The organism is Roseovarius atlanticus, assembly GCF_019802205.1.
In the GTDB taxonomy this organism is placed as follows: Bacteria; Pseudomonadota; Alphaproteobacteria; order Rhodobacterales; family Rhodobacteraceae; genus Roseovarius; species Roseovarius atlanticus_A.
In genome coordinates this window covers 1,259,415-1,285,297 of sequence record NZ_JAHVHQ010000003.1, presented here as the reverse complement: position 1 = coordinate 1,285,297, position 25,883 = coordinate 1,259,415, and the positions used below count along the sequence as shown (strand labels likewise).

Genomic DNA, 25,883 nt, shown 5'->3' with positions numbered 1-25,883 from the left:
TCTGGCAATTGACGCGCAAAGCCCTTAGGGCCACCACCAAACCACCAAGGATACCCCAATGGACCTGCGCAATATCGCAATCATCGCCCACGTCGACCACGGCAAGACCACCCTCGTGGACGAGCTTCTGAAGCAGTCGGGCGCCTTCCGCGCCGGCCAAGCCGTGGCGGAACGCGCGATGGACAGCAACGACCTTGAGCGCGAGCGCGGCATCACCATCCTGGCCAAGGCGACCTCCGTCGAGTGGAAGAAAACCCGCATCAACATCGTCGACACCCCCGGCCACGCCGATTTCGGCGGCGAGGTGGAGCGCATTCTCAGCATGGTCGACGGCGTGGTCCTGCTGGTCGACGCCGCCGAAGGCCCGATGCCCCAGACCAAGTTCGTGACCTCCAAGGCTCTGGCCTTGGGCCTGCGCCCCATCGTGGTGCTCAACAAGGTAGACAAGCCCGATGCAGAGCCCGACCGCGCGCTCGACGAATGCTTCGATCTCTTCGCCGCGCTGGATGCCGACGAAGACCAGCTCGATTTCCCGCATATGTACGCCTCCGGTCGTTCCGGCTGGGCCGATCACGACCTCGACGGCCCGCGCAAGGACCTCTCGGCGCTCTTCGACCTGATCGTCAACCACGTGCCGGCGCCCAAGCAGGTCAAGCAGGCCGACGACGATTTCCGTATGCTGGCCGTCACCCTTGGCGCCGATCCCTTCGTCGGCCGCCTGCTGACCGGCCGCGTCGAATCGGGCCGTCTCAAGGTGGGCGCCACGGTGCAGGCGCTCAGCCGCATCGGCCAGAAGATCGAGCAGTTCCGCGTGACCAAGATCCAGGCCTTCCGCGGCCTCACGCTTCAGGACATCGACGAGGCCGTGGCGGGCGATATCGTCAGCCTTGCCGGCATGTCCAAGGCCACCGTGGCCGACACGATCTGCGCGCTTGCGGTCGAGGAGCCGCTGTCGGCCCAGCCGATCGACCCGCCCACCATCTCGGTCACCTTCGGCATCAACGACAGCCCGCTCGCGGGCCGCGACGGCAAGAAGGTGCAGTCCCGCGTCATCCGCGAACGCCTGATGAAAGAGGCCGAAACCAACGTCGCCATCAAGGTCACCGACACGCCCGGCGGCGAAGCGTTCGACGTGGCGGGCCGCGGCGAATTGCAGATGGGCGTCCTGATCGAGAACATGCGCCGCGAAGGCTTCGAGCTTTCCATCTCCCGCCCCCGCGTCCTGATGCGCGAAGGCGAGAACGGCGAACAGCTTGAACCCATCGAGGAAGTCACCATCGACGTCGACGACGACCATTCCGGTGCGGTGATCGAAAAGCTGACCGGCCCCCGCAAGGGCGAGATGACCGAGATGAAACCCGCCGGTGCCGGCAAGACCCGCATCATCGCGCTGGTCCCGTCGCGCGGCCTGATCGGCTATCACGGCGAGTTCCTGACCGATACGCGCGGCACCGGCGTTCTGAACCGCGTCTTCCATTCCTGGGCACCCCACAAGGGCGCCATCCCCGGCCGCCGCGCCGGTGTGCTGATCTCGATGGAATCGGGCGAGGCCGTGGCCTATGCCCTGTGGAACCTCGAGGATCGCGGCCGCATGTTCATCGGCCCGCAGGAAAAGATCTACCAGGGCATGATCATCGGAGAGCACAGCCGCGAGAACGACCTGGAAGTGAACCCGCTGAAGGGCAAGAAGCTGACCAACGTCCGCGCCTCCGGCACCGACGAGGCCGTGCGCCTGACGCCGCATGTGCAGATGTCGCTGGAAGAGGCCATCGCCTATATCGACGACGACGAGCTGGTCGAGGTCACGCCCAACGCCCTGCGCCTGCGCAAGCGCCACCTCGATCCGCATGAACGCAAGCGTGCCGCCAAGACCGCGTAACGCATGGCCGACAAACCCCTCAAACTGACCCGCGCCGACTGGGCCAAGGACGCCGACGCTTGGGCGGGTCATTTCGAGGGCCGCGATCTCGGCACGAACGTGACCGTCCTCTTCGCCGAGTTCGAAGAGCCGGGCGCGGGCCCCAAGCTGCATACGCACCCGTATGACGAGGTCTTCATCGTCCGCGAGGGCCGCGCCCGCTACACCATCGGCGACGAGGTGATCGAGGCCGAAGCAGGCGACATCCTGCGCGTTCCGGCGCAGGTGCCGCATAAATTCGTCAACCTCGGCCCAGGGCGGCTGGTGTCGACCGACATCCACCTTTCACCGGAATGGATCCAGACCGACCTGGAGTAACCTGACCCGCCCCGTGCCGCGTCAGACAAGGAACATCGCCCCGCCGCCTCGCGTTTCGTCCCAACGGACAAACGCACTTTCCGAAAGGAGGCCTTGATGCTCCGCACCCTCATGCTCACCACCACGACCGCCGCGGCCAGCCTGGCTTTCGCGCCGAATGCCGAAGCGCAAAGCCGCTGCGGCGACGCCTACCGGCTGCAACCCGGCGACACGCTCTACCGGGTGTCGCAAAGCTGCCGTGTGCCGCTGAGCCTGATCATGGATCTCAACCCCGGCCTCGACCCGCGCGATCTGCCGGTGGGCGAAGCGATCACGCTCGCCGCGTCGGACACGCGCGGCGACGGGGGCAGCACCCCTGCACCCGACCGGGACAGCTACGAGGTACGCGAGGGCGACACCGCCTTCTCCATCGCCCAGGCGCTGGGTATTTCCGTCGTGGAATTGCTGAACGAGAATCCCGATCTCGATCCGCTGGCCATGGCGGTGGGCGACGCGCTCGACCTTCCGGACGCGTCCCAGCCGTCGGCCTCGGTGCGCGTGCAGCCCCTGGCCGGCCCACCCGGCAGCGAGGTTCGCGTGACCGCCAGCAACCTGCGCCCCGCGGATTACGTGACCATCGGCGTCGGCCGCATGACCTCGGAGTGGCGCGCCGTGGACCAGGCGCAGGTTGCCGCGGACGGCGAGGTTTCCACGTCCGTCGAACTTCCCGACTGGGCCTCGCCCGGCGACAATCTGATCTTCGTCGTCGATACCGACCGCGGCGTGACGCTTAAATCCCGCGCCTTCGACGTGGTGGCGCAAGACACCAGCGACGGCGACAGCGACCAGGTCTCGCTCGAAGGCCGCGTCCGGCAGGGCGTCGAATGCGCCACGCTGACCACGCCCGACGGCGACGTATGGGCCCTGACCGGCGACATGGAATTCACCCCCGGTGAATATGCCGAGATCCGGGGCACCCGCGCCGAGATGTCGTTCTGCCAGCAGGGCGTCGGCACACTCGCGGTCGACAGCTACGACGAGGTCCGCGCGCCGGGCAACCTGCCCGACGATACCGCCGATCTGAACGCAAAGGCGGTCGAAGGCCCGTGGGTGCGCATGGCCGGCAATTGCGCCCGGCCCGACTTTGACATCACGGGCCAGCAGGGCCGTCTGACCATCGAAACCCGCCTTGACGGCGCGCCGCGTACCGGGCGCGTGAAGCTCAATGACAACGGTGCGGCAGCGGTCTTCGATCAGCCCTACCGCGCCTTTCCGATGGAGAACCGGGGCGAAGGCAAGATCGCCGTCATCTCGGGTGACCGGGATGTAACCTTGGGCGGCGTCGACATTTCCGGCGACGACGGCGCGGTGTTCCTGCGCTGCGGCGTATAAGCCGGCCCTCAGGGCGCGACCGCGATGCGCCCGACAACCTCCAGCCCGGCGCCGGTGCGCCTCGCGACGATAATCTCGCCCGAGGTGGTGCCGGTGCCGGTCAGTTCCGACACGTTCACCTGGTGCGTCACCAACAAGAGCCGCGCCTCGGCGGGCGTCTCCGCGATCCGCGCCATGACTTCCGCCGCCTGCCTCTCGGGGTCGCCCTGCCCCGCGAAATGCGAATTGAGCGCCGGAAATTCCTCGGGCGCGCCCATGCCCAGAAGCTCCGCCGTTTCGGTACAGCGGCACCATTGGCTGGTCCATACGGCATCGAACGTAACGCCCGCCGCGCGCATCGCCGCGCCGATCTGCCGGGCCTGTTCCCGGCCCCGTTCGTCCAGCACCCTTTGCGAGCTGCAATCCTCCAGGTCGAAATTCGCCGGATCGCCCACGCCGGGTGCCAACGCGTGGCGCATCACGGCCACCGTGCCCGGCTCTTTCAGCAGGCTCCAGTCCTGCGCAAGTGCCGCGCCCGGCAGGATCAGCATCAGGATCAGGCAAATCAGTCGCATCGGCGACTCCGTTCGGACCGAAGGAAACCCTAGGTCGCACCGCTATCGGGTCCAGCCCGTGCGACGCTATCGCCCACCGCGATCCGCCCCGGCGCCAGCACCCGTGCGCACCAGCCCCCATGCCCGCGCATGGCGTTGTAGCCGCCGTGTCCAAGGGCCGCTTCCATCCGCGAACAGGGCGCACAGGGGGCGGTGATCTCCACCAAGGCCGCACCGATCTTAATGGGATGATTGCGCAGCGCTGTCAGGTTGATGCCAGAGACCACCACGTTGCGCCGCAGAACCTCCGGCGCCACCTCCCCGATCCCGGCCAGCGCCGCGATCACCGGCAGATGCTCGGCCTGGATCAGCGTCAGCGCGCGTTTTCCGGCCCGTGCGTGGTCGCCGTCAAGCCCCGCCTCTCCCAGATCCGCCGCCTCGACCGGCACCAGATCGGCCAATCGCTCCGGCCGCAGCCCGATCCACGCCACACGGCCCGCGCCCGCGTGCCGCGCCATGATCTCGGCCAGCTGGCCCTGCACTATTCGGAGGTTTCCACGATCACCAGGTCACGTTCCGACGCGTTCCGCGCATGGTCCAGCGCCGCTTGGTAGGCGTCCGAGCGATAGCACTCCTCCGCCGCCTCCAGCGACGGGAACTTAGCCACCACGTTGCGCGCCCGGTCGTTGCCTTCCAGCTGCACGTAGCGCGCACCCCGGGCGATGAAATGCCCGCCATGCGCCTCGATTGCCGGCCCGGCCAGCTTGGCATAGCGGCCATAGGCCTCCTCGTCGGTCACGGTCACATGGGCAATCCACAATGCGGGCATGTCTTTAACTCCTCAAACTCCGTCCACGATGACGATATCGCGCTCGCTCGACGAGGTCGCGATGGGCAGGATGCGCTGATACGCGTCCGAATTGTACCAGTCCAGCGCCGCTTGGTGGTCGGGGAACTCGATGATAACATGGCGGTCGGGGCTGATCCCCTCGACCTGCGTCTGGGTGCCGCCCTTGGCCAGGAACCGCCCGCCGAAGGCCTCGGCCAGGGCCACGGTCTGGCTGGCATAGGCCTTGTAATCCTCGGGATCGGTCACGTTGATCCGCGCAATCAGGTAGGCCGCCATGTCGTTCCCCTTCTCACGCGGGCCTCAGCCCTGCAACACCTGTTCCGCCGCCGTGATGGCGGCCTCGGCGTTGTCGGTGCTCGCCGCGCCACCCTGCGCCATGTCGGGACGGCCGCCGCCGCCCTTGCCGCCCAGCTCGGCCACGGCGGCCCGGACAAGATCGACCGCCGACAGCGTGTCGGTCAAGTCCTTCGTCACGCCCGCGGCCACGGCGGCCTTGCCGTCGGCATCGGCGATCAGCAGCACCGCGCCCGAGCCGATCCGCGTCTTCATCTCGTCCATCAGCGGCGGCAGGTCGCGCCCCGACACGCCCGACAGGACTTGCGCCAGGAACTTCACGCCGTTCACGTCCTTAACCTCGGGGCCAGCGGCCCCGCCACCGCCCATGGCCAGTTCCCGCTTCAGCTGCGTCACCTCGTTGGCCAGCGCCTTGCGCTCGTCCATCAGCGCGCGTACGCGGTCCAGCACGTCCCCCGGCTGCGCCTTCAACTCCGACGCAAGTGCCGCCATCCGGTGGTCCTGCTCGCTGAGGTACTTGAACGCCTCGGGCCCGGTCAGCGCCTCGATCCGGCGCACGCCGGAACTGGACGCGCCTTCGCCCACCATGACGAAGAGGCCGATATCGCCGGTCTGCCGCACATGGGTGCCGCCGCACAGCTCGATGGAATAGGTCTGGCCGTCCAGCCCCTTGCCCGAGCCGTCCTCGGAGCCCATCGACACCACGCGCACCTCGTCGCCGTATTTCTCGCCGAACAGCGCCTGCGCCCCGATCTCCCGCGCATCGTCGGGCGTCATGATCCGGGTCTCGACCTTGCCGTTCTGGCGGATGAAGGTGTTGACCTCTTCCTCGACCTGGCGGATCTCGTCCAGCGTCAGCCCCTTGCCATGGCTGAAATCGAACCGCAGCCGGTCGGGCGCATTCAGGCTCCCGCGCTGCGCCACGTGATCGCCAAGCGCCTTGCGCAGCGCCTCGTGCAGAAGGTGCGTGGCCGAATGGTTCGACCGGATCGCCGTGCGGCGGCCGTGATCCACCTCCAGCTTCACCGGGTCGCCCACCTCCAGTTCGCCCTCTTCCACGGTCACGAAATGCGCCGACAGGCCCCCGGCCCGCTTCTGCACATCACTCACATGCCCCGCGAACCGCGCCTCGCCGGCCTCGCGCGCACCGTCCAGGCTGCGCAGGTAGCCATGGTCCGCCACCTGCCCGCCCGCCTCGGCATAGAACGGCGTCTGGTTCACCACGACCCAGCCGGTGGCCTTGTTCGCGCCCAGCTTGTCCACGGCCTCGCCGTCGACGACGATCGCCTGCACCACGCCCTCGGCGGTCTCGGTGTCATAGCCCAGGAAATCCGTGGCGCTGTGCGTCTCGGCGAGGTCGAACCATACGGTCGCGTCCGCCGACTCGCCACTGCCGGACCATGCGGCGCGGGCCTTGGACTTCTGCTCTTCCATCGCCGCATCGAACCCGGCCACATCCACCTCGCGGCCCTTCTCGCGCAGCGCGTCCTGCGTCAGGTCCAGCGGAAAGCCGTAGGTGTCATAGAGCTTGAACGCCGCCTCACCGGGAAGCGCCGCGCCATCGCCCAGCTTGCCCAGCTCGTCGTCCAACAGGCGCAGGCCCCGGTCCAGCGTCTGCTTGAACCGCTTTTCCTCCAGCTCCAGCGTCTCTTCGATCAGCGGTTGCGCCCGACCCAGCTCGGGAAAGGCCTGCCCCATCAGCCCGACCAGGTTGGGCACCAGCCGGTACATCACCGGGTCCTGCGCGCCCAACAGATGCGCGTGCCGCATCGCCCGCCGCATGATCCGGCGCAGCACGTAACCGCGCCCCTCGTTCGACGGCATCACGCCGTCGGCAATCAGGAACGACGTCGAGCGCAAATGGTCCGCGATCACCCGGTGATGCACGTTGCCCGGCCCGTCCGGCGCCCCATCCGTCACATGCGCGCTCGCCTCGATCAGGCTGCGCATCAGGTCGGTATCGTAGTTGTCATGCTTGCCCTGCAACAGCGCGCCGATCCGTTCCAGTCCCATGCCGGTGTCGATCGACTGCATGTCCAGGTCCACCTGGCTGCCATCCTCGAAACGCTCGTTCTGCATGAAGACGAGGTTCCAGATCTCGATGAACCTGTCGCCATCCTCTTCCGGGCTGCCCGGAGGCCCGCCCCAGATCTCGGGCCCGTGGTCATAGAAGATCTCGGTGCACGGCCCACAAGGCCCCGTGGCGCCCATCGACCAGAAATTGTCATCCGTTGCGATGCGGATGATCCGGTCGTCGCTGAGGCCCGCATGCTTCTTCCAGATCTCCGCCGCCTCGTCGTCGGTGTGATAGACCGTCACCAGGAGCTTCGACTTGTCGATCCCGAAATCCTTGGTCAGCAGGTCCCAGGCATAGGGGATCGCCTCGCGCTTGAAGTAATCGCCGAAACTGAAATTCCCAAGCATCTCGAAAAACGTGTGGTGCCGCGCGGTATAGCCCACGTTGTCGAGGTCATTGTGCTTGCCCCCGGCACGCACGCATTTCTGGCTCGTGGTGGCGCGGGAATAGTCCCTTTTCTCGACGCCGGTGAACAGGTTCTTGAACTGAACCATGCCGGAATTGGTGAACATCAGCGTCGGGTCGTTGCGCGGCACCAGCGGGCTGCTCGGCACCACCTCGTGGCCGTTGCGTTCAAAGAAACTAAGGAAGGTCGAGCGGATCTCGTTGAGCGTGGGCATGAGGGTCTGGTCCGAAGGCAAAAGTTGCGTCGAACCCGTGTAACGCCAAGCCTTTTGACTGTCCACAGAAGGTGGCGGTCCGAGTCGCGCGCGGCGCCGGCAAAACGAGGAAAGGCCACCCCGTCGGATGGCCCTTCCCCGGAATATTCTCCACCACCCGTCGGCGGTGTGGGCCCTTTCCGGAGTGGGCCGTCTCCGTTCCGTCAGTCGTCCAGCACGTCCTCGGCGGTCGCGTCCGCGCCGCCCGGGATGTTGAAATCAAGCCCGTGCGCGCCCCGGATCTTGTCCTCGATCTCGTAGGCGATCTTCTTGTTTTCCTTCAGGAAGTTCTTGGCATTCTCGCGGCCCTGGCCGATGCGCTCGTCGCCGTAGCTGAACCAGCTGCCCGATTTCTCGACCACGCCGGCGGCCACGCCCAGGTCCAGCAATTCGCCGGTCTTGGACACGCCCTCGCCATACATGATGTCGAACTCGACCTGCTTGAAGGGCGGCGCCACCTTGTTCTTGACGACTTTCACGCGGGTCTGGTTGCCCACCACCTCGTCGCGGTCCTTGATCGATCCGATCCGGCGGATATCCAGCCGCACCGAGCTGTAGAATTTCAGCGCGTTGCCGCCAGTCGTCGTCTCGGGGCTGCCGAACATGACGCCGATCTTCATGCGGATCTGGTTGATGAAGATCACCGTGCACTTGCTGCGGCTGATCGAGCCGGTCAGTTTGCGCATGGCCTGGCTCATCAGGCGGGCATGCACGCCCACGCTGCTGTCGCCCATGTCGCCCTCAAGCTCCGATTTAGGCGTCAGCGCGGCGACCGAGTCGACCACCACCATGCTCACGGCGCCCGAGCGCACCAGCGTGTCCACGATCTCCAGGCTCTGTTCGCCGGTGTCGGGCTGCGAAATCAACAGCTCATCGAGGTCCACGCCCAGCTTCTTGGCATAGATCGGGTCCAGCGCGTGCTCGGCGTCGACAAAGGCGCAGACGCCACCCTTTTTCTGTTCCTCGGCCACGCAATGCAGCGTCAGCGTCGTCTTGCCCGAGCTTTCGGGGCCGTAGATCTCCACGATCCGGCCCTTGGGCAGCCCGCCGATGCCGAGCGCGATGTCGAGCCCCAGCGAGCCGGTCGAGGTCGATTCGATGTCCTGCGCCGGGTTGTCGGCGCCCAGTTTCATGATCGACCCCTTGCCGAATTGCCGTTCGATCTGCGCCAGCGCGCTGTCGAGCGCCTTCTGGCGGTCTGCTTGCTTCTTGCTGTCCATGTTCAAAAGATCTGCCGTTGCCATACCTGTCATTTCCCTTATTTCACACGCCAGACGGGGCGTCTATCGCTGTCTTCCCGCCGTCTGGCCGCTGCTTTCGTTCACCTCTTGTTCCACATGTTATGGAGACAAAAGCAGAACATTTCAATGCATTTGTTCCTTTCCGATGTTTGCAGCGATGGGTTAAAGAGGGGTTACCAAGGGCAGGCAAGCGGGCGAAATCTTCTATGCTGGTGTTTTCAAACGAAAAGCTCGTGTTTCTATCGGTCCCCAAGACCGGGACGACCGCCTACGAGGCCGCCCTTGCGCCGCGTGCGGCCATCGTCGTGCGCCAGCCGCCCGAGCTGAAGCACGCGCCGGTCTTTCGCTACAACCGCTTCTTCCGCCCGGCGATCGAGAAATTCATGGGAGAGGGATTCGACGTGCTCGCGGTGATGCGCGATCCGCTGGACTGGCTGGGCAGCTGGTATCGCTACCGTCAGCGTCCGGGCCAGGAGCAGGCCCGCAATTCCACCCACGGGATCAGCTTCGACGCCTTCGTCACCGAGTACATGAAAGGCAAGCGCGCCGCCTTTGCGCAGGTCGGCTCTCAGACGAAATTCCTCGAACCGCAGAACAATGGCACGGCGGTCACCCATCTTTTCCGCTACGAGGATCAGGACGGACTGCGGCGTTTTCTCGAATCCCGTCTCGGGATCGAGATCGAGACGCGGCGCATGAACGCGTCGCCTGACATGGCGCTCACCCTTTCGGCCGATGTCGAGGCGCGCTACCGCCGGAAATTCGCGGTCGAATACCAGCTCTACGACGGAATCGGCGCGGACGGCGCCTTCGTGCCGCTCGCCAACGGTGTTCTGCCGCCGCATCACTGAAGCATCCGCAGGCGGCATCGCTTGCCCTGCACAGGACATCCGTCCGAAGAGCTGTCTCAGGACAAAGTGCCTGGACACGGTCTTTGCCCTGATATCCTCGACTTGACTCGTCCCGGAAACCACCGGGATCCCGCCCGCGCCGGTCCGCCCCGTCAGCCCTGGGCCAGCTGGTGCTGGACGGTCTCGGTCAGCTCGGTCAGGGAAAAGGGTTTGGGCAGAAAGGTCGAATTCGGGATCCGCGACTGGATCTCGCCGAACGCCTCCTCCGCATAGCCGGACATGAACACGACCTGCGTCTCCGGGCGCTCCTCCAGGGCCTTCAGCACCCAGCTCGGGCCGTCGATCCCCGGCATCACCACGTCGGAGACGAAGACGTCGACCTTCAGCGACGTATCCTCCAGCAGGTCGAGCGCCGATTCGGCCGAGTCGGCCTCCAGCACCGTCATGCCGCGCAGCTGCAACGCGCGGCTGGCGAAGGCCCGCACCGGCGCCTCGTCTTCCACCAGCAGGACCACGCCGTCGGTCTTGGCCGCGGGGGCCGGTGCCGGGTCCGCCTGGGCCATCGGCGTGTCGACGGTTTCATGGGCCGGAAGCAGCACCTGGAAGGTGGCGCCCTTGCCTTCGTGGCTGTCCACGAAGATGAAACCGCCGGTCTGCTTGACGATCCCGTAGGCCGTCGACAGGCCCAGGCCCGTGCCCTCGCCGGTGCGCTTGGTGGTGAAGAACGGCTCGAACACCTTCTGGATCTTGTCCTGGGATATCCCCTGCCCCTCGTCGGTGACGCTGACGCGCACATAGCGGCCCGGCGCCACCACCGCGCGGTCGCGGCGCAGCGGTTCGTCCAGGGTGACGTTCTCGGTGGCGATGCGGATGTCGCCACCCTCCGGCATGGCATCGCGGGCGTTCACCACGAGGTTCATCAGCACCTGTTCCAGCTGCCGCTTGTCGGCGCGGATCGACCACAGGGTCGGGTCGTGGCTGAGCGACAGGATCACCCGCTCCCCCACCAGCCGGTTCAGAAGATGCGTCAGTTCCGACAGCATGTCGCGCAGGTCCATGACCTCGGGGCGCAGCGTCTGCTTGCGCGAATAGGCCAGAAGCTGGCTGACCAGGGCGGCGGCCCGGTTGGCGTTCTGGTTGATCTGCACAAGGTCGCCGTAATCCGGGTCGCCCTGGTCGTGACGCAGCAGCAGGAGGTCGCAATGCCCCGCGATGGCGGTCAGCAGGTTGTTGAAATCATGCGCCACGCCGCCGGCCAGTTGCCCGATGGCCTGCATCTTCTGGCTTTGCACGAACTGCTCTTCCAGTGTCTTCAGCTTGGTCGCGTCGTTCAGCACCGCGATCAGCACCGTCTCCCCGGCCTCCATCACGCGGTTGAGCGTGACCTGCACGAAGGTCTCGCGGTCGTCGCGCCTGACCCGCAGAAATTCCGAATGCACCCCGCCCCGGCCGGCGGCCGCGTCATCGAGCCAGTCCGGGATCGACCGGCCGAGCCCCTCCATCAGATCCGACAGCGTCTTGCCGCAGCACGTCTCGGCGCCCAGAAGGTCCCGCGCCGGGCGGTTCGAGATCTGCACTTCGCCGCTGCGCGCCAGTTTCAGCAGCGGCACCGGCAATTCGTCGAAGAAGGCCCATCCGTCCGGCTGCCGCTCGGTCGGCGCCACGCCCGGCAGCAGGAACACCTCGCGCCGGCCGGCCACGCCCTCCAGCTCGACGACGAGGCAGGCCATCAGCCCCTGCGCGGTGGTGATGTCGTTGATCTGGCCCGAGCGCAGGGGCATCTTGGGAAAGATGCGGTCGAGCGTGCGCGCCCGTTCGCCCACCAGCTCGCGCGCCGCGGTATTCATGAACAGGACCGCCCCGCCCCGGCCCACCGTCAGCATCGGCAACGGCACCGGATCGGCCTCGCGCGAGGGGCGGTCGGCGGATTTCTCGATCCGCCAGATATAGCGGTCCGCCGCCGCGCGGTGCACGCTCAGCCGCAGATGTCCCGCCCGCGTGACCACATCCTCATGCGCCGAGCCGCGCAGGTCGGCCCGGCTTTCCAGGCGGTAGAGGATCGGGCCGGGGTTGGCGACGGTGTGCTTCAGCGCCCCGGCCAGCGTGCTGGCCTCGTCGGCCGAAAACGCGGTCTGCGCCGCGCGGTTGGCGTATTGGATGTCGCCCTCGCGCCCGGTCAGGATGGCCGGGGTCGCGTCCTCCCCCATGAAATCCGCCGCGGCCTCCACCAGGCCCTTGCGAAACCGTGTTTCCGCCGCGTGCACGATGGCGATCCAGAGCGCCGACATCAGCAGGATCGCGCCGAGAAAGAGGCACGCGACCTGCAGCCGCGGATCAGGCATCACGAACGCGCCCGCGCCAAACCCCAGCCCCGTCGCCAGAAGGGTCCTGGAGCGCGGCCTGATCCGGGAGGCGGCATCACGCAAGGGCAGTACGGTTCCGGTAATCGAGGCCAACCGGCAAGTCTCCAGCAAACTATCTCCTGACGCCTGTCTTAGGCGGCAGGATTTAACGTTAGATTAACGCTGAAACAGCGAACACGTCTAGGTTGCGATTGCCAGGGTCGGCTCTGCTATTGCGGCTTGCGCAGGACCGACAGGAAAAACCCGTCTCCCACCTCCGACACGGGCCAGTGGCGGGTGATCTCCTGCACCCACCCCGAAGACTCGGCCAGAAAGGCGGCCACCTGGCCCGCGTTCTCCTCGTCCAGCACCGAACAGGTGGTGTAGGCCAGCATCCCGCCCGGCCGCACCAGCGCCTGCGCCTCCTGCAGGATGCTCCGCTGGGTCCGGCACAAGTCGGCCAGGCGTTCGGGCGTCAGGGTCCACTTCGCCTCGGGCGCGCGCCGCCATGTGCCGCTGCCCGAACAGGGCACGTCGCACAGCACGAGGTCGAAGGGCGCCGCCCCCCTCACCGCGCCCGCATCGAGCAGGGTCACCGTCACACCGGCGCGCGCGGCGCGCGGCGGCAGGTCGCGCATCCGTCGCGGCGCGGCGTCATGGGCAAACCACGCGCCTTCGATCCGGGCCGCCAGCGCCAGCACCTTGCCGCCGCCGCCGGCGCAGTAATCCAGCCCCCGTGCGCCCGGGGGCACATCCAGCGCGGCCATGGCCGCCTGGCTGCTGGTGTCCTGCACTTCCACAAGCCCGTCGAGATAGGCCCGCGACTGCGTCACCCGCCGCGCCCCCTCGGTCACCAGGACAGCGCCCTCGACATCCGACACCGGACGCAGCCCGATGCCGTCTTGTTCCAGCATATCAATGACATAGGCGTCGGTCTTCAGGCCCGGATTGAGCCGCAGGCAGACCGGCGCGCGATGCCGCAGCGCCTCCGCTGCCTGCGCCGCCTCCCCGCCGAGGCTCGTCTCGAACCGCTTCCACAGCCAGTCCGGCAGATCGCGCGCCTCCTGCGGCGTCGGCGTTTGGCCCGCGTCGCGCTCGGCGGGGTCGAGCGGCGCGGGGGCATGTCCCTCTCCGGAAAAGACCGCATCGCTGTCCTCACCCGCCGCGCGCAGCAGGCCCAGCATCAGCGCCCGCCCGCTCTCGCCGCCGCCCAGGGCCGCGCAGGACCGCCTGCGGCGCAGCACCGAGAAGACGTGATCGCGCACCGCCGCGCGGTCTTTCGATCCGGCATAGCGCGCGCCGCGCGCCCAGCGGGTCAGCGCCTGCTCGGCGGCCATCCCGCCGACCACGGCATCGAGCACCTCGATCGCGGCCTGGACCCGGGCCGCCGGGGTCATGTCATCCCCCGGGCCCTGTCGCGCGGCCCAATGAGGACCGCCGCATCAGCCAATGCGAGACTTGGGGCTGTCGCGGGTGATCTGCACGTCGTGCACGTCCGTATCATTCCACTGATCTGCCCTTGTTTTGCTAACCGATCTTCACTCCGCCGCATCGGCGAACATCGGTCGATCATGCTCATTTCGCAGGTCTACACGCGTCAAAGGCCGGAGGGAAGTCCGCCAGATCCGGTGCGGCGGACCGCCTCCGGCGCTGCGATGACGGAAAAGGAGCCGTCGGATTCCAGGATGACGGCAGCAACCGTCTCTGGGTCGCGCTGCCCTTCCGTGCGCACAACCGTCTCGAGTTCCGCTTCGGTGACCAGGGCGCGCTTCACCGTGCGCGGCAGGATCTCGCCGTCGCGCAGCAGCAAGGTCGGCTCCGAACGGACGATGCGCGAACGAGGTCGAACGCACGGACAGGGCCGTCACGCCGTATTGCAATGCGATCAGCAACAGCAGCGCCGTCACGCCCTCGGCCATTGCGACGTTCTTGCTGAGAAGGATGGTGGCGAGGGTCGACCCGAGAGCCACGGTAACCACCAGGTCGAACGCGTTGAGTTTCGCGAGGGTCCGTCTGCCGGACGTCCGCAACGCGACGACCAGCGCGGCATAGGCAAGAGTGCCGACGATCGCGGTGCGCAGGATCCCGCGCCACCCCTGAAACAACATTTCCAACCAATCCATGACGTTCTCCATCGGTGACGCGTTTGTGCTGTCTACCTGCCCCCCCGTTCCTCGCCGGGACAGTTTTCCTTTTGGACGCAGACCCGGAAGGGGCTGGAACATTGGAACATCGCGGCCGTTGACTCCCCAGCCCCAACGCGGAGAAGCCTGATGAACCATCCGGAGCCCCCCTTTCCCGAGCAGCCCCAGGGCACGCCCGGCCATACCGATCAGATGGAGCCGCGCCCCGATCACGGCGAAGACAGCTACACAGGGTCCGGCAAGCTTGAAGGCATGGCCGCCCTCGTGACCGGCGGCGACAGCGGCATCGGCCGCGCGGTGGCGCTGGCCTACGCACGCGAAGGCGCCGACGTGATGATCTCCTACCTGGAAGAGCACTGCGAGGCGGATACGACACGCGCCCTGGTGGAAGACGCCGGGCGGCGGGCCTATATCATGCCCGGCGACATCCAGAGCGGCGATCACTGCCGGGCGCTGGTGCGTGACACGCACGAGGCCTTCGGTCGGCTCGACATCCTGGTGAACAACGCCGCCCACCAGATGCATTTCGACACGCTGGAGGACATCCCGGACGAGGAGTGGGAGATGACCTTCCGCACCAACATCCATTCGATGTTCTACCTCTGCAAGGCGGCCGTCCCGGTGATGGAAAAGGGCGGCGCGATCATCAATACCGCCTCGATCAACTCCGACAAGCCCAACCCCGGCCTGCTGGCCTATGCCGCGACCAAGGGGGCGATCCAGAACTTCACCGTGGGGCTGGCGCAGATGCTGGCCCCGCGCGGCATCCGCGCAAACTGCGTGGCGCCCGGCCCGGTCTGGACGCCGCTGATCCCGGCGACGCTGCCGAAGGAGTCGGTGGCCCATTTCGGCGAGGACAAGCCGATCAGCCGCCCCGCGCAGCCCGCCGAACTCGCCACCGCCTACGTCATGCTGGCCGACCCGCTTTCAAGCTACACCAACGGTGCCACGGTGGAGGTCACCGGCGGCATTCCCATGATCTGACCGATGGCTGTCGTGGCCCCGGCGGGTCAGGCCAGGTGGGGCTGACCGTTGCCGGCGGTCACACCGCCATCGACCGGCAATGCGACGTCGGTGACGAATGGCAATCAGCAGAGGAAACCATCATCGCACGACCCAATGACGACCTGACCGGAAAATCAGCCCGTCGCACCCCGACGCGGTGGCCCCACGGCCGCCGCCCTGACAACACCAAGGAGGTTCCCATGACCAATCCATCCCAACACGTGCACCCTGCCCGGCTACTTCTGCTCGCCTCGGCCATGTCGCTCGGCCTCGCCAACGTGGCACAGGCCCAAGCGCAGGACGCCGATGCGCAAACGAGTTTCATCAACGCCGAAGGCACGGAGATCGGGACGGCCACCCTCACCGGCACCCCTGCGGGCGTGCTGATCGAGCTCGACCTGGCCGAGCTGCCGCCGGAAACCTGGCATGGCTTCCACATCCACGAGACCGGGGAATGCGATGCCGAGGGCGGTTTCAAGTCCGCAGGCGGGCATCTCGCGAGTTCGGGCAACGATCACGGCTTCTTCACGGATGGCGGCCCTCATGTTGGTGACATGCCCAACCAGCATGTGTCCAGCGATGGCACGCTGAAGGCCCAGGTACTCAATCATCAGGCGGTACTGGGCGGCGAAGAGGACAATCTGTCAGGCCGTGCGCTGATGCTGCACAGCGGTCCCGACGACTACGAAAGTCAGCCATCGGGCGATGCCGGCGAGCGCATCGCCTGCGCCGTCATCGAGTGACCCTCCGGCCACCCCGGCGCCGGTCCTTCAAGGCGCGGGGTGGCCGCAATCGGGGCGATTGCACCACGCTTTCGGCTCGGAATTCGCCGCGACATCCTGACGAAGATCTGCCTGCCTTAGCAGGACCAGAAGCCGCCATACGAAACGGTCGGCCCCCGGGTTATCGAGAACGTCAGCCGCGTATCGAAACGGGGTGCATCCACCGGGTCGATGGTGATGTCCAGACCCTCGGTCGTGAAGACCGTGCCGTCCTCGTTGCCCTTCAACGAAAGGATGACGCCGTTCAAACTGACGGTCGCTGCATTTCCGTCGGCCGTCACAAGCATGACGGGATCTTCGGTGCGGGTGCGACGGAAACGACAGGTCTCGCCCATAGGCCCGGCATCTGCCGGCAATGGGGCGAGATCGAGTTCCGACAGCAGCGTGTTGTTCAGCGCGTCGTCCAGCGTGCCGTTCCGGGGGGCGGGATCTTCAAAGACCTCCTGCTTAACTTCGCCCGCATCCAGATCGGCGACAAGGGCCCGCATCTCGGATATCTCCTTCTTCTGGGCCTCGGCGATGCTGGCCGCCAGCTTTTCCACCCGGGCATCTTCGATCCCGGCCCGTTCCGATGTCATGATGGCGATGGAATGGTGCGGTATCATTGCCCGCATGTAGCTTTCTCCGTCAACCGTGGCCTGGCTGCGCACCAGCCACAGCGACAGGCCGAAGACGACAACGCTGCCTGCAAAAATGCTGATGTTGACGGTGCGGCTGGGATACATGGACGCCATGAAAGCCAGCATGACGAACGCCATGGTCGCCCCCATCAGGATGGCCATCCAGAGCCGGGTTTCGCTGAAGAAAACATGCTCGAATGCGTAGGTATTCAGATACATCAGCACGAACATGACGAGTGTCGAGGTCAGAATCATCAGGGCGAAGCGGATGTAGGTCATGCGGCTCTCCATTCTTGGCATATCGGGCTCGACGCAGGCCCCGGGGGGTGTCAGCACGGGCACCGAGCGGTCGACACGTGACCGCTCGACGTTCGATCGGGACCGGCATCAACTCAAGGCGTGCATGACGCGGCTCCTCGGAGCGGTCAGGATCGCACGGCCCGCATGTACTTACCGCTCGAGGGCTTTCAGTCGCGAGACCAGTCTTCCAGCGCTTCCACGACCTCGGTTCCGATGCCGCGCGCCTTGGCCGACCGCAGCGGACACGGGCGTTTCAGACGGGCCGCCATATCGCCCACATGGAAGCCGTCGGGACGGCTCAGGTCCTGCAACTCGGCCCAGGTCACAGGCACCGCGACCGCGGCACCGGGACGGGCGCGGAGGGAATAGGGGGCGATGGCGGTGGCGCCGCGCTCGTTGCGCAGCCAGTCGATGAAAACGCACCCCTTGCGTTTGGCCTTGGACATGGTGGCGGTGTATCGCTTCGGATGGCGCTCCGCGAGGACGGTGGCAAAGGTCTTGGCGAAGGTCTTCACCGTCTCCCACTCGCTGATACGGCGCAGCGGCACGATCACGTGCACCCCCTTGCCGCCCGTGACCATGGGCGCGCTGTCCAGCCCGCAGGCGCTCAGGCCCTCGCGGACCTCTTCAGCCGCCGCCTTCACGTTGGCAAAGCCGAGGCCCTCGTCGGGATCGAGATCGAACACGATTCGGTCGGGCCGTTCGATCCGGTCGCGGCGCGCGCCCCAGATGTGGAATTCCAGCGTGCCCATCTGCGCCGCGCCAAGGAGGCCCTCGGGGCCGGAGACATACATGTAATCGGCCCTGTCGCCGGCCTTTTCCTCGATGGGAATGGATTTGACGCCCTCGGGAAAGCCCTTGCCGGCGTGTTTCTGGAAGAAGCAATCGCCCGCGATCCCATCTGGGCAGCGCAACAGCGCCAGGGGGCGGTCGGCGGCATCGTCGAGCATCCGGTCGGCCACCCGGGCGTAATGTTCCGCAACCTCGCCCTTGGTCAGACCCGCATCGGGATAGACCCGACGCGAGGTGCTGGAGACGCGGACGCCGCCGATGGTTTTCTCGTCGTCGCCGCTGTCGTTCTTCGCTTCGGCGCTGGCACTCACGTCCCGGGCCTCCTTGTCTTCGCGCAGGCCCTTGTAGACGCCGTGGCGTATCCGGCCTTCGCTGGTGAACTCGGCATAATCCGCCTCGACGACCAGCCTTGGCGTGACCCAGCGGGCGCCCGCTGCCTCGTCGGGCAGGTCTTCGTCAAACGGGGGGGTCTTGCGGCCAAGGGGCTTCAGGGCAGCCATCAGGTCCGCCATGTCGTCGCCGTCGAACCCCGTGCCGACGCGACCCCGGTAGATCAGCGTGCCCGCCTCAAAGCTCCCCAGGATCAGCGAGGAAAACGGCCTGCCCTTCTTGTCCGAGGGCGACCATCCGGCGACCACGAACTCGGCCCGTCGGATGCACTTGGACTTGATCCAGCTCTTGCTGCGACCGGCGCGATAGGGGGCGTCGATGCGCTTGGAGATGAGGCCCTCGCCGCCGGCCTCGCAAATGGCGGCAAGCGCGGCGGCGCCATCGCCCTCGATCACCGGGCTGAGCCGGAGCGGCCCGCGGGGCGGCTGCCCGTCCATGAGCCCTTCCAGCGCCGCGCGCCGTTGCGACAGCGGCTTGCCGGTCAGATCCCCGCCATCGAGGGCAAGGATGTCGAAGAGGTAGCAGGTGAGCGGGTCGCCCGCCTTCAGTGCTTTCTGGAGCGTCGAGAAGTCCCCTCCCCCGGCCCCGGCGATCACTTCCCCGTCGATCAGGGCCGAGCCACAGGCCAGCGCCGCCGCCGGTTCGCAGAGCGCCCCGAAACGGTCCGACCAGTCCTTGCCGTTGCGCGAATAAAGCCGCACCCCGCCCTTGCCCACGGCGATCACGCAACGATAGCCATCGAACTTGGCCTCGTGCTGCCAGCCCTCGCCGTCGGGCGGGGCGTCGCGCAGGGTGGCAAGCTGAACCTTGCGGAAGCGGGGCAGCGGCTTGGCGTGTTTCACGGGCGTGGCGGCTTGTTTGCCCCCGGCAATGGCGCGCATCGCCCTTCCCGTGGTCACCGAGGTGCGGTGCTTGTTGGTCAGCGCATCGGCGGTGCGCCCGGCAAAATCATCGCGTTCCTTGATCAGCAGCCAGTTCTCGCGTTTCTCGCCCTTTTTCCCGCGCATCCGCACCAGCGCCCAGCCGCCTTTCATCCGCGCGCCGTGCAGCCTGAAATGCAGCTTGCCTTCCTTCAGACCCTCCTCGGGATCGTGCAGCGGCTCCCACCAGCCGTTGTCCCACAGCATGACGGTGCCGCCGCCGTATTCCTCTTTTGGGATGGTGCCCTCGAAACCGCCATAGGACACCGGGTGGTCCTCGGTGCGCACCGCAAGGCGCTTCTGCGACGGATCGGTCGAAGGGCCCTTGGTGACGGCCCAGGACAGCAGCACACCGCCCAGTTCGAGGCGAAAGTCGTAATGCAGGCGGCTGGCGTCGTGTTTCTGGACAACGAAGGACAGGCGCTCGCCGCCGGCGTCGACAAGCTCGGCGCAGGGTTCCGGCGTGACGTCGAAATCCCGCTTCTCGCGATATGCGTCCAGGGACCTCACGAGGCCTTCTTGCGGCGGGTGGACTTGCCGCCCTTGCTCTGCTTCAGGCTCTTCTTCAGCGCATCCATCAGGTCGACCACGTTTTCCGCCTCGGCGCCGCCACCGTCATCGGCGGCCTTGGCGCGGGGCGTCTTCTTCGATTTCATCTTGGCGGCGATCAGGTCCTTCAGGGCCGCCGCGTAGTGATCCTCGAAAGCCGAAGCATCGAAGGGCGCGGTCTTCTTGTCGATCAGCTGGGTGGCGACCTCGAGCAGTTCCTCGTCCGAGGCGTCGTCCTCGATCCCGGAAAACAGCGGGTCGGCGTCGCGGATGTCCGCCTCGTAATGCAGCGTCTCCATCAACAGCCCGTCGCCGCAGGGGCGGATCGCGCACAGGTATTCCTTGCCGCGCATGGTCAGCTGACCGAGACCCGCCTTCTTCGTCTGTCGCAGGGCATCGCGGACCACGCGATAGGCATCTTCCGCAAGCTCGTCGGAGGGCACGACGTAATAGGGCCGGTCGAACCAGATGGGCGCGATTTCCGAAGTCTCGACGAACTGGACGAGTTCCAGCGTCTTCTTCGTCTCCAGCTTGATCGCGTCGATCTCGTCCTTGTCGAGCAGGATATAGTCCCCGTCGTCGGTCTCGTAGCCCTTCATGATGTCATCATTCTCGACGGGGCCGACCCCCTGAACCGTCTTCTGGTAGCGCACCGGCTTGCCCGAGGGTTCGTGGATCTGGCGGAACGACACGCGCGACGAGGAATTGCGGGCGGAATGGATTTCCACCGGAATGGACACCAGCGACAGGCGAAGCTGTCCTGTCCAGAGAGCGCGTGATGCCATGATCCTTGCCTTTCCTGCCGTGCGGGGTGCAACGTCGGGGGGTCAACGCCCGAACCGGCGCAGGAGTTCAACGCGGGCCTTTCCGGGGCGCGGCGCGGGCGGCCCCCGCGGAAACATCCGGTGGGATTGCGGGTTTGGGTTCGACAGGAAGGACGTCGTGCGGCAGGCCCACCTTGCCGCCACGCGCAACGAAGCGACGGACAGGCCCGGGGGGTCTGATCAAGGAACCTACTGCGGACAACCGCCGCCGCCTGTGGAGCTTTGGGCAAGCTGGAACCTCGATCCGGCGGTTCTCGCCGCGCTCTTGGGGCTGATGGCGCTGCTGCGGCGCGCGCGAGCCTGCCGGGCTGGCGGATGTTCGTCGCGTTCGTTTCGCCCTTGTGTGCGCTTTCCTCTGCCCTGTTTTCGGCGCGGGTGCTGCATCACGTTCTTCTGGTGGCGGTGGCGGCGCCGCTTCTGGCGGTGGCCTGGCGCGGGCGCGGCAGGCCCGGCCTGGCCCTGCCCTTTTCGGTTTCGACGGCGGTCCTGTGGCTATGGCACGTCCCGGCAAGCTATGACCTGGCGTTGTCCAACGTGGCCGTCCACTGGCTGATGCAACTGACGCTCCTGGGCAGCGCCGTCTGGTTCTGGCGGGGCCTCTTCGCCACCCAGGATGCGCCGGTCGACCGGCTGGTCTTCGTGGTGGCGGGGTTTGCGCAGATGGGCATGCTTGGCGCGATCCTGACATTCGCCCCCGCGCCGCTTTACGCGGCGCATGCCGTGGCACCGTTCCTCTGGGGCCTCACGCCGCTTCAGGACCAGCAGCTGGGCGGGCTGATCATGTGGGTGCCGGCCGGCGTTCCCTATGCGGCGGCCGCCATCGTCGTGGCCCGGCGCTCCTGGTCGCACCTGTCCTCGGGTCCGGCATGACACCCGACTGGATTCTCTCGACTGTGCCGCTGCGCAAGCTGCTGCATGTCGCCGGGCTGACGCTGTGGTGCAGCGGACTGCTGGTACTGCCGCTCATGCTGGCCCGCCATGACCCTGCCGTCGTCGCCGACGATTATCGCATCATCCGGCGCGCCACCCATATGACCTACACCATGATCGTCACCCCCGCCGCCGTGCTGACGGTCATCGCGGGAACCTGGCTGATCTTCCTGCGCGAGGTCTTCGTGCCGTGGCTTTATGCCAAGCTCGCTTTCGTCGCGCTCCTTGTCGCCGTCCACGCCTGGATCGGCCACGTTCTGGTGAAGGTCGCCGAGAAGCCGGGCCGACACAGGCCGCCGCACCGCCTGCTGCCCGTCGCGGCCGCACTGGTGCCCTGCCTGTTCATACTCACCCTTGTTCTGGCGAAACCGACGCTGGACTGGATCAGCTTTCCCGAATGGATGACCGAACCCCGGGGCGGTCAGTTGCCCTTGGACGTCCCCAGCCGGTAATCGAAGGCGAGCTTGCCCCCATGCCATCCCGTGAAGCCCACCACGCAGACGCAAAGTGCCGACATCAGGATGCCGTAGGGCAGCACCGCCTCCTGATATCCGTAGAGTCGCTGACCCCAGTTGGCCCCCAGAAGGGCCAGCAAGGTGACCGCGATGATGAAATGCGTCCAGGCCGGGGCCCGCGCACGGATACCCGGCACGAACAGCAGCTCGGCCGTGCCGGAAAGCCCCGCGACCATCCCGAACAGAAAGCCGGTGCCCGCGGCCCACAAGGCCGCGCGCGCCCAGAACGCGTCGCCGGTCCACCAATAGAGCGCATCCGCCCCCAGGGTGCAGAAGGTCAGAGCGACCGGGAACGCCACGCTCATCGCGTGGATCGGATGGCCCAGGATCGCGATCTGCGATTCCGTTTCGCCATAGCCGGGGCGTTCGCTGACCGGGTCGATCAGTTCCTCGTCTTCCTCGTTCACCATCGGTTCCGTCGCCATGCCGCCCCACTGTGTCGTACTGTCATTGCGACCGCAACGCTTGTGACGCTTGCCGGTTGCGAAGGGGCGCTGTCCGTCGTCGATCCGGCCGGTCCGGCCGCCCGCGAAATCGCGACCCTGTGGTGGGTGCTGCTGGCCGGGGCGACGCTGATCTTCGCCTTGGTGATGGTGCTGACGGCCCTGCCCTTTCTCCGCCGCGGTGGACCGGGCAGCGAAAGGCACGGCATTCGCACCTGGGTGATCGGCCTTGGCCTGGCCTTTCCGATGACCGTGCTTGCCGCGCTGCTGGCCTACGGCCTGGTGATCGGTGAACGCTTGCTGCCCCGCGCCAGCGACGAGGTCGTCGAGGTCGCCGCGACCGTCAGCCGCGACGGCTGGGTGTTCGCCTATCCCGACGCAGCCGACCGGACGACCAGCGCGGTGCTGCACATTCCCGCCGGGCGGCCGCTCGACGTGGCGATCACGACCAAAGACGTGATCCATTCGTTCTGGGTGCCCCGGCTTGCCGGCAAGCTCGATGCGATCCCCGGCCATGTGAACATCCTGCGGATCGAGGCCGACGCGCCGGGCACCTACCGGGGCCTCAGCGCCGAATTCAGCGGCCCCGGCTACGGCGACCTGACCTTCACCGTCACCGCGCATGACGCGGCTGCCTGGACGGCTTTCCTTGCAGGTGAACCTTAATGAACGCACTCCGACGCCATCGCGCCCTCTCTCGCATCTGGGCGTCCGAGCCGGGCTTTCGCGGCTGGTTCTCGACCGTGAACCATACCGACCTGGGGCGGATGTTCCTTGTCACCGCCTTCTTCTTCTTCGTCGTCGGCGGGCTTCTGGCGATGCTGATCCGCGCCCAGCTGGCCACGCCGCATTCGGCCTTCGCGGGGCCCGAGATCTACAACCAGATCTTCATTATGCACGGGACCATCATGATGTTCCTCTTCGCCATCCCCACCTTCGAGGGGCTGGCGGTCTATCTGCTGCCCAAGATGCTGGGCACCCGCGACCTGGCCTTCCCGCGGCTCACGGCCTATGGCTACTGGTGCTACGTCTTCGGCGGAACGATGCTTCTGGTGTCGATGCTCCTGGGGATCGCCCCCGACGGCGGCTGGTTCATGTATCCCCCGCTCAGCGGCGCGCTCCATTCGCCGGGGATCAACACCGATTTCTGGCTGATCGGCATCACCTTCGTCGAGATATCGGCCATCGGGGCGGCGGTCGAGATCACCGTCTCGATCCTGAAATACCGCGCGCCGGGCATGTCCCTGGACAGGATGCCGATCTTCGCCTGGTATGCGCTGGTGACCGCGCTGATGATCCTGACGGGGTTTCCGCCGCTGATCCTCGGCTCGGTGCTGCTGGAAGTCGAGCGCGCCTTCGGCCTGCCGTTCTTCCAGGCCGAACTGGGCGGTGACAGCTTGCTCTGGCAGCACCAGTTCTGGCTGTTCGGCCACCCCGAGGTCTACATCATCTTCCTGCCCGCCGCGGGCGTGATCTCGACCGTGCTGCCGGTGATGTGCCGCACCACGCTGCTGGGCTACGGCTGGATCGTCGCGGCGGCGGTGGCGCTGGCCTTCCTGTCCTTCGGGCTGTGGGTCCACCACATGTTCACCACCGGCATCCCGCACATGGGACTGGCCTTCTTCTCGGCCGCCTCGACGCTGGTGGCGGCGCCCACGTCGGTGCAGATCTTCGCGTGGATCGGCACGATGTGGCGGGGCCGGCCCGAACTGCACATGCCGATGCTGCACATCCTGGGCTTCTTCGTGACCTTCGTGATCGGCGTGCTGACCGGCGTCATGGTCGCCGTGGTGCCCTTCGACTGGCAGGTGCGTGACACCGCCTTCGTCACCGCGCACCTGCATTATGTCCTGTTCGGCGGCTTCGTCTTTCCGGTGCTGGCCGGGATCTACTACTGGCTGCCGCATGTCACCGGGCGAAAGCGGTTCTTCCGACTGGGGGAATTCGCCTTCGCACTGGTTTTCGCCGGATTCCACGTGACCTTCCTCGCAATGCACTGGGTCGGCCTCCTGGGCCAGCGCCGACGCATCCCGACCTATGCGCCCGAGGATGGCTGGACCGCGATCAACCTGGTGTCCTCCATCGACAGTTTCGTGCTGGCGATCGGTCTGGCGATGGTCCTGTTGGATATCATCCTCAATTCCATCACGGCCGTGCGGGGCCGGCGCGATCCCTGGACGGCGGGCACGCTGGAATGGGCCATGATGGTCCCGCCTCCGCCCTACAACTTCGCCAGCCTGCCGCAGGTCACCGACCGCGCGCCGCTGGCCCGGGACCCGGACCTCGCCCTGCGGCTGGCCCGCGGCGAAGGCTACCTGGACAGCCCCCGGCAGGGCTGCCGCGAGACGCTGACCGTCGAGGTCGCCTCGGGCCGACCGGATTTCCACGTGATCTACCCGTCGAACACCCGCCTGCCGATCGTGATGTCGGCCGTCGCCGGCCTGTTCTTCCTGTCGCTCCTGCTCAAGCTCTACTGGCTGACCCCCCTGGCCCTCGCCGGTGTGGCAGCGCTGGCCTGCCGCTGGGTCTGGGCTCTGGGCCGTCGCGACGATCTGCCCGCGCAGGACATCGGCCACGGGTTGGAATTGCCCCCCGCCGCCGCGACCGACCGCGGGCCGGGCTGGTGGGGGTCGGTATTCCTGCTGACGGCGAACGCCACCTTCTTCGGGTCGCTCCTGTTCGGGTTCGCCTTTCTCTGGACCGTCGCCCCGGGCTGGCCGCCGCCTGAATGGTTCACCCCCTCGGGACTGGAGGTAGGCATCGGCCTGGCGGGCGCGGCCACCGGACCCTTGGCCATGCGGGTGGCGATCCGGGGGGTGCGCCGCGACGCCAACGTGCTGGCCGCGCTTGGCCTGTCCTTCGCCGCCGCCTGCGCCATCGGGATCGCCTGCGCGGCGATGATGCTGCGCGCGCCGGACCCGGACGGGCACGCCTACGGCGCGACGCTGACGGTGCTGGGCGCCTACGGTCTGGTCCACGCGGGTCTTGCCGCGCTGATGATCGCCGTCCTGACCGCCAAGGTCCGGGCCGGGCTGATCTCGGCCCGGCGCCAGGCGGATTTTCCGGTGGTTGGCCTCTGGGTCGACTACCTGGCCGGCATCGCAACACTGATCCTTCTGGCCGCGCAGCTGCCCGGGTTCCTGCCATGACGGATGTCCTGCGTATACTGATCTCGCCCTGGCCTGGCTCGCCGCGTTCAGCGCGGTCTACGGGCT

Annotated in this window: 22 protein-coding genes and 1 pseudogene; 10 read left to right on the top strand and 13 right to left on the bottom strand. The window is 66.9% G+C overall.

Features of this window, described 5'->3' with window-relative positions:
* Window positions 1–58: 58 nt before the first annotated feature.
* From typA to KUV49_RS12130, 3 genes are all read left to right on the top strand, one after another.
* The gene (gene typA, locus KUV49_RS12140) at window positions 59–1,879 is read left to right on the top strand and encodes a translational GTPase TypA (RefSeq protein WP_222450171.1); all 1,821 of its coding nucleotides are present in this window, start codon (window positions 59–61) and stop codon (window positions 1,877–1,879) included.
* 3 nt (window positions 1,880–1,882) lie between these two features.
* On the top strand, window positions 1,883–2,236 hold the full coding sequence (locus tag KUV49_RS12135) for a cupin domain-containing protein (RefSeq protein WP_222450170.1): 354 nt from the start codon (window positions 1,883–1,885) through the stop codon (window positions 2,234–2,236).
* A gap of 96 nt (window positions 2,237–2,332) precedes the next feature.
* Window positions 2,333–3,607: a LysM peptidoglycan-binding domain-containing protein gene (locus KUV49_RS12130; protein ID WP_222450169.1), complete on the top strand. Its 1,275-nt coding sequence runs from the start codon at window positions 2,333–2,335 to the stop codon at window positions 3,605–3,607.
* A gap of 8 nt (window positions 3,608–3,615) precedes the next feature.
* Here KUV49_RS12130 and KUV49_RS12125 read toward each other — a convergent pair whose 3' ends face one another.
* The 6 genes from KUV49_RS12125 to recA form a co-directional block, all read right to left on the bottom strand.
* Window positions 3,616–4,161: a histidine phosphatase family protein gene (locus tag KUV49_RS12125; RefSeq protein WP_222450168.1), complete on the bottom strand. Its 546-nt coding sequence runs from the start codon at window positions 4,159–4,161 to the stop codon at window positions 3,616–3,618.
* Window positions 4,162–4,190: 29 nt separating this feature from the next.
* Window positions 4,191–4,658, bottom strand: coding sequence for an MOSC domain-containing protein (locus KUV49_RS12120; RefSeq protein ID WP_222450985.1), 468 nt, complete (start codon window positions 4,656–4,658; stop codon window positions 4,191–4,193).
* Window positions 4,659–4,681: 23 nt separating this feature from the next.
* Entirely contained in the window at window positions 4,682–4,969 is a 288-nt protein-coding gene (locus KUV49_RS12115; protein ID WP_222450167.1) for a DUF1330 domain-containing protein, read from the bottom strand.
* A gap of 12 nt (window positions 4,970–4,981) precedes the next feature.
* A complete protein-coding gene (locus tag KUV49_RS12110; RefSeq protein WP_222450166.1) occupies window positions 4,982–5,266 on the bottom strand; it encodes a DUF1330 domain-containing protein in 285 nt (94 codons plus the stop codon).
* A gap of 24 nt (window positions 5,267–5,290) precedes the next feature.
* Complete coding sequence (gene alaS, locus KUV49_RS12105) at window positions 5,291–7,981, bottom strand: alanine--tRNA ligase (RefSeq protein WP_222450165.1); 2,691 nt, start codon at window positions 7,979–7,981, stop codon at window positions 5,291–5,293.
* Between the two features lie 203 nt (window positions 7,982–8,184).
* A complete protein-coding gene (gene recA / locus KUV49_RS12100) occupies window positions 8,185–9,264 on the bottom strand; it encodes a recombinase RecA (protein ID WP_152494467.1) in 1,080 nt (359 codons plus the stop codon).
* Between the two features lie 203 nt (window positions 9,265–9,467).
* Here recA and KUV49_RS12095 point away from each other — a divergent pair, with 203 nt between their 5' ends.
* On the top strand, window positions 9,468–10,112 hold the full coding sequence (locus KUV49_RS12095) for a gamma-glutamyl kinase (RefSeq protein ID WP_222450164.1): 645 nt from the start codon (window positions 9,468–9,470) through the stop codon (window positions 10,110–10,112).
* 152 nt (window positions 10,113–10,264) lie between these two features.
* Here the strand turns inward: KUV49_RS12095 and KUV49_RS12090 are convergent, their stop codons facing one another.
* The 3 genes and pseudogenes from KUV49_RS12090 to KUV49_RS21725 form a co-directional block, all read right to left on the bottom strand.
* Window positions 10,265–12,454, bottom strand: a complete 2,190-nt coding sequence (locus tag KUV49_RS12090; protein ID WP_222450984.1) for an ATP-binding protein — start codon at window positions 12,452–12,454, stop codon at window positions 10,265–10,267.
* Window positions 12,455–12,684: 230 nt separating this feature from the next.
* A complete protein-coding gene (locus tag KUV49_RS12085) occupies window positions 12,685–13,851 on the bottom strand; it encodes an RsmB/NOP family class I SAM-dependent RNA methyltransferase (RefSeq protein ID WP_222450163.1) in 1,167 nt (388 codons plus the stop codon).
* 200 nt (window positions 13,852–14,051) lie between these two features.
* Window positions 14,052–14,577, bottom strand: a pseudogene (locus tag KUV49_RS21725) (DUF421 domain-containing protein).
* 147 nt (window positions 14,578–14,724) lie between these two features.
* Here KUV49_RS21725 and KUV49_RS12075 point away from each other — a divergent pair.
* Both KUV49_RS12075 and KUV49_RS12070 read left to right on the top strand, forming a co-directional pair.
* Window positions 14,725–15,582, top strand: coding sequence for an SDR family oxidoreductase (locus KUV49_RS12075; protein ID WP_222450983.1), 858 nt, complete (start codon window positions 14,725–14,727; stop codon window positions 15,580–15,582).
* 35 nt (window positions 15,583–15,617) lie between these two features.
* Complete coding sequence (locus KUV49_RS12070) at window positions 15,618–16,346, top strand: superoxide dismutase family protein (protein WP_315901772.1); 729 nt, start codon at window positions 15,618–15,620, stop codon at window positions 16,344–16,346.
* Window positions 16,347–16,462: 116 nt separating this feature from the next.
* Here the strand turns inward: KUV49_RS12070 and KUV49_RS12065 are convergent, their stop codons facing one another.
* The 3 genes from KUV49_RS12065 to KUV49_RS12055 all read right to left on the bottom strand — a co-directional run bounded on the left by KUV49_RS12065 (window position 16,463) and on the right by KUV49_RS12055 (window position 20,741).
* Window positions 16,463–17,284 (bottom strand): DUF305 domain-containing protein, encoded by an 822-nt coding sequence (locus KUV49_RS12065; protein ID WP_222450161.1) that lies wholly within the window; start codon window positions 17,282–17,284, stop codon window positions 16,463–16,465.
* Between the two features lie 188 nt (window positions 17,285–17,472).
* A complete protein-coding gene (ligD, locus tag KUV49_RS12060; RefSeq protein WP_222450160.1) occupies window positions 17,473–19,917 on the bottom strand; it encodes a DNA ligase D in 2,445 nt (814 codons plus the stop codon).
* On the bottom strand, window positions 19,914–20,741 hold the full coding sequence (locus KUV49_RS12055) for a Ku protein (protein WP_222450159.1): 828 nt from the start codon (window positions 20,739–20,741) through the stop codon (window positions 19,914–19,916). The genes ligD and KUV49_RS12055 overlap by 4 nt, the downstream gene beginning before the upstream one ends.
* A gap of 354 nt (window positions 20,742–21,095) precedes the next feature.
* Between KUV49_RS12055 and KUV49_RS12050 the strand changes: the two genes are divergently transcribed.
* Together KUV49_RS12050 and KUV49_RS12045 are read left to right on the top strand one after the other, a co-directional pair.
* On the top strand, window positions 21,096–21,650 hold the full coding sequence (locus tag KUV49_RS12050; RefSeq protein ID WP_261391179.1) for a cytochrome c oxidase assembly protein: 555 nt from the start codon (window positions 21,096–21,098) through the stop codon (window positions 21,648–21,650).
* Window positions 21,647–22,162: a CopD family protein gene (locus tag KUV49_RS12045; protein WP_222450158.1), complete on the top strand. Its 516-nt coding sequence runs from the start codon at window positions 21,647–21,649 to the stop codon at window positions 22,160–22,162. The genes KUV49_RS12050 and KUV49_RS12045 overlap by 4 nt, the downstream gene beginning before the upstream one ends.
* Here the strand turns inward: KUV49_RS12045 and KUV49_RS12040 are convergent.
* A complete protein-coding gene (locus KUV49_RS12040; protein WP_222450157.1) occupies window positions 22,132–22,650 on the bottom strand; it encodes a DUF2231 domain-containing protein in 519 nt (172 codons plus the stop codon). The two genes, KUV49_RS12045 and KUV49_RS12040, sit on opposite strands and share 31 nt — an antisense overlap.
* A 42-nt stretch (window positions 22,651–22,692) precedes the next feature.
* Between KUV49_RS12040 and KUV49_RS12035 the strand changes: the two genes are divergently transcribed.
* Window positions 22,693–23,334, top strand: coding sequence for a cytochrome B (locus KUV49_RS12035; protein ID WP_315899506.1), 642 nt, complete (start codon window positions 22,693–22,695; stop codon window positions 23,332–23,334).
* Window positions 23,334–25,817, top strand: coding sequence for a cytochrome c oxidase subunit I (gene ctaD / locus KUV49_RS12030; protein ID WP_222450155.1), 2,484 nt, complete (start codon window positions 23,334–23,336; stop codon window positions 25,815–25,817). The genes KUV49_RS12035 and ctaD overlap by 1 nt, the downstream gene beginning before the upstream one ends.
* The last annotated feature ends 66 nt before the right edge of the window (window positions 25,818–25,883 follow it).